At 35.2% G+C, this 4,010-nt stretch carries 5 protein-coding genes; all 5 read left to right on the top strand.

Translation table 11 applies throughout. The features are described from left to right. Positions 1–429 precede the first annotated feature (429 nt). Positions 430–642, top strand: coding sequence for a hypothetical protein (locus tag ABFX15_RS09265; protein ID WP_346025142.1), 213 nt, complete (start codon positions 430–432; stop codon positions 640–642). Positions 643–755: 113 nt separating this feature from the next. Then, positions 756–1,868 carry a plasmid pRiA4b ORF-3 family protein gene (locus ABFX15_RS09260; protein WP_346025141.1) on the top strand — a complete coding sequence of 371 codons (1,113 nt, stop codon included), beginning with the start codon at positions 756–758 and terminating at the stop codon, positions 1,866–1,868. 854 nt (positions 1,869–2,722) lie between these two features. Continuing rightward, positions 2,723–3,184, top strand: a complete 462-nt coding sequence (locus tag ABFX15_RS09255; RefSeq protein WP_346025140.1) for an Abi family protein — start codon at positions 2,723–2,725, stop codon at positions 3,182–3,184. Positions 3,185–3,313: 129 nt separating this feature from the next. Then, on the top strand, positions 3,314–3,715 hold the full coding sequence (gene tnpA / locus ABFX15_RS09250; RefSeq protein WP_346025139.1) for an IS200/IS605 family transposase: 402 nt from the start codon (positions 3,314–3,316) through the stop codon (positions 3,713–3,715). A 5-nt stretch (positions 3,716–3,720) separates the two neighbouring features. Then, positions 3,721–4,010: helix-turn-helix domain-containing protein (locus tag ABFX15_RS09245; RefSeq protein WP_346025143.1), on the top strand; the 290-nt coding region annotated here is incomplete at its 3' end.

Genomic DNA, 4,010 nt, shown 5'->3' with positions numbered 1-4,010 from the left:
TGAGCATTTTTAAACCCCGGTAAATCCCTTAGTGTAGGGATTTATCGGGGTTTTGGGTGTTAAAGATGAGAGAATGACATTAACCACTTCAAGCTATCGCTTGACCGAAATTCATCTCCCACTTTCACTGGTGCTTCGCACCCATACGCTTAGAAGTGGGAGACTTCTTTCGGAATTACGTTAAACAGTTTAATGTCGGTGAAGCATATCAGACATTGAAGGTGGAGAAAAAGTTGAGGCTGATTCTAGATGACATTTTTCGGATGCGAAAAATAACCGCTTATTGTAAGGAGTCAATGCAATTTGATTGGTAACTCCTGAAGATTAACAACTAATCTTCAGGAGTAGCTAGAAATAATGGTCTTACTTCTTCAGAAAACTCATTATCTTAAGAAGTTTACAGAAAAATTAATACAACTTCCTTAGATAATGCTGATTCAAGTCAATAATTGTGAGTACTGGATAGAAATGTGCATTTTCAATTCTATAGAAGAAGATACTGATGCTTATTCAGATTGGTTGAGCAATAAAAAACTGCGTCCATACATTATTTTAAATAAAAAAAGAACCCTGCAGCCAGAAGAAACGTTGACATGGCTCATGAATCTGAAAGTTCCACAAGCTAATGGAAAAGTGGTTTAAAAGTAGTGGTATTGCCCAAATTTGTATACAAATAAGTCTGAATAAGAGAGACTAAAAATAACATTAGAAACAGCTTTAGTGTTTCCAAAAAAAATATTCAGGAGGAACGATAAATGCTCATTCACACCACGAATAAATTCATTACAGAGATTGAAAAGGCAAAAGGAACGGCTATTCCAATGGGTACGCATGAAAGCAGCGGAAGTTCATGGGTAGCTCATGTCGTTATTTTAAATAGAAGAAAAGCTCAAGTGCTTATGCATTCTGAAACCTTACTCACGCTGGTAGCTTGGCCTCTCAAAAAAGAGGAACTGAGTAAGATCGAGAGAATTATTGATTATGTCAGACACAATTACTTTGATTATTTAGGTCTTAACTGGGTAAAGCAGATGGAGATAGAGGACGAAATAGAGAGTCGGGATATTACCTTTATAAAAGAAGAGAATCCGGGGCTTGTGAGTTACTTAGAAGATACAGTAGATTTTTTGAAATCAGCAGTTAGAGTATATGATGATGAAACCACATTGCAGTTGAAATTAATGGAAAAAGTGAATAACCGATCGCTCACTTATCCTGATGGGTCAACAGATACACCTTTAAATAAATGGGAAAACTTTTTAAGCAATAACGGTTTAGGTGAGAACCTTATTTTCACACCGCCAGTTGTAGAATTAAAGGTGAGTCTTAAATTAGATACGGATCCAGATGTCATTAGAAAACTGCATATTCCTATGACTTATACATTTAATCAGCTGCATGATATTCTACAAGAAGCGTTTATGTGGGACGATTATCACCTGCATCAGTTTGTTTTTGATAGACCGAATGACATGTCCGTTTGTTTAGTAGATGATGATGAGTCTTTTGGGTATAAAGAAAGATTTCAAATTATGAAGTACGATAAAGATGTGCAGTTGATTGAATACCTTCGTTCAGGAGACGTTTTTACTTATGAATACGATTTTGGCGATGATTGGATACATGAGATTGAAGTGACTGAAATTATTGAAAATGCCACTCTTCGCACAGCACGTGTAGTAGAAATGAAAGGCGATCCGGTACCTGAAAATGTAGGAGGAACTGGCGGGTACGTAGAATTCAAACGGGTCATGTCCGATCCTACCGATGAACAATACGACCACTTTTCGCTTTGGAGTGAGAGATACAGAAATCGATTATCTATCCATTCGATGGATTGGATAAATAGAAGTATAGATAGATTTTGATTATCTTATAAATGTGAAATTGATTCTTTCTCTAAGAATATTGGACAAATAAAGTTAGTGATGCCTGAACCAAAAAAATCGATTTATTAGAAATAGAAGCTTTAACTATTCTTATTGATACAACTTTTTTAGCGGATTTGTTTTGCTTTGAAATAGAGTACTTTGATTCATTTAAGCGCAGTTATACCAGCTATAAATTAGAAAATAAGAACATCCTTCGTCTTCGAGATGGAAGTCAATAAAAATATACAAGCAGTAGCTGAAATGTTAGGAAAAATGAAACCTGATAGAGTCAAAAAGCAAACCTTCTAAGTAGGGTTTGCTTTTTTTAAACCGCACTGGTAGGAAGTATTTACTCCAGCTCTTTATTCTTAAAGAATAATTATATCCTGAATTCCCGGATTGTGTAACGAGAAACTACGAAATTCCGCGCAAATAATGTAAAGTTACGTCGTTACAATTTTTAAAAGTATAACGATGTATTCTTAAAAAAATCACGGCCAGACCTTGATATTACAGCATTTATAAATTGACCTAGTTATAAATTATGGGAACTTAGGTTATATATAAAAATTCGATATTAAACCTTATAAGAGTATAACGCTACTATATAGAAAATGATTCAGGAAATTTGTATACATATAATCGTGAATATGCTACAATAAAAACAGATAAGGAACGTACGTTCTGTATGTCTGTCGGTGTCTATATACGTTTCAAACAAGAAGATAAAAAGTTGACAATAGGACTAAAATAGATTATAATTTAGATAATCTTAATGAAGGGCTGAAGTTCAGCCGACCAAAAGGAGTCCTGTAAAAAGGACTCCTTTTGTGTTTTAGGAGGAAAATAATATGGGTGAAAAACCGTTCAAAACGATTAAAGAACAAATAAATATTTTAAAAGATAGAGGTCTCATCTTTCTTTCTGAAGAACATGCAGAAAGTGAGCTTCTTAGATATGGTTACTATGAAATTATCAATGGTTACAAAGATTCGTTCCTAGAAGAAGCAAGCCTGTCTGCTAATGAAAGATACATAGACGGAACGACCTTTGAACAAATTTTTGCTTTATTTCAATTTGACAAAAATTTGCAGCACTCTATCTTTAAAGCAACTATCGAATTTGAACGGATTATTAAAACAGCGATTAGTTATGTGATTAGTGAGAAATATGGATCTAACCAGAGAAACTATTTAATTCGAGAAAATTATAAGAATGGCAGACGAAGTTATTATCAAGGAAAAAGCGAATATGAAATTGATCAGCTGTTTAGAAAGTTTAACGTAATTCCGAAAGAAGTCTCCCCCTTCTAAACGCATGGGTGCGAAGCACCAGTGAAACTGGGAGATGAATGTCGATCAAGCGATAGCTTGAGGTGGTTAATCTGTCCTTTATGGCGTATACTATAATCAGTAGTAATCAACAAAAAGGGAGTGACCACAGTGGAATTGGATGACAATAATCATTCAGTCTTCTTGATGTATTACCATCTGGTTTTAGTTGTGAAATACCGAAGAAAAGTCATCACCCCCTCTGTTTCGGATTATGCAAAAGATATGTTTCTAAGAATTAGCACAACATACAACATCACCCTTATTGAGTGGAACGTTGAAAGAGACCACATTCATATCCTGTTCAAAGCCCAGCCTAATACAGAATTATCCAAATTCATCAATGCCTACAAAAGTGCCAGCTCTCGACTCATAAAAAAGAACTTCCCAGAAGTGAAGCGGAAATTATGGAAAGAAATGTTCTGGTCGAGAAGCTTCTGTCTAATGACAACAGGCGGTGCTCCAATTGAAGTCATCAAAAAATATATCGAAAACCAGGGCGAAGTGAGGTGAAGAATATGTTAAAAGCTTATAAGTATCGGCTCTACCCAAATGAAGAACAAAAAAACTATTTTGCGAACTGTTTTGGTTGTGCCCGCTTCATTTATAACCAAATGCTTAGCAACAAGATCGACCACTATAAAGAGACAAAACAAATGCTCAACAATACGCCCGCTCAGTACAAAGAAGAGTTTCCTTTTATGAAAGCGGTTGATAGTCTGGCTTTGGCGAACGCTCAGCAGAATTTGGAACGAGCCTACAAAAATTTCTTCCAGGATAAATCCATTGGATTTCCAAAATTCAAATC

The sequence above is a fragment of the Alkalibacterium indicireducens genome, from assembly GCF_039522005.1.
Lineage (GTDB): Bacteria > Bacillota > Bacilli > Lactobacillales > Carnobacteriaceae_A > Alkalibacterium > Alkalibacterium indicireducens.
This window is presented reverse-complemented; position numbering and strand designations above follow the sequence as displayed.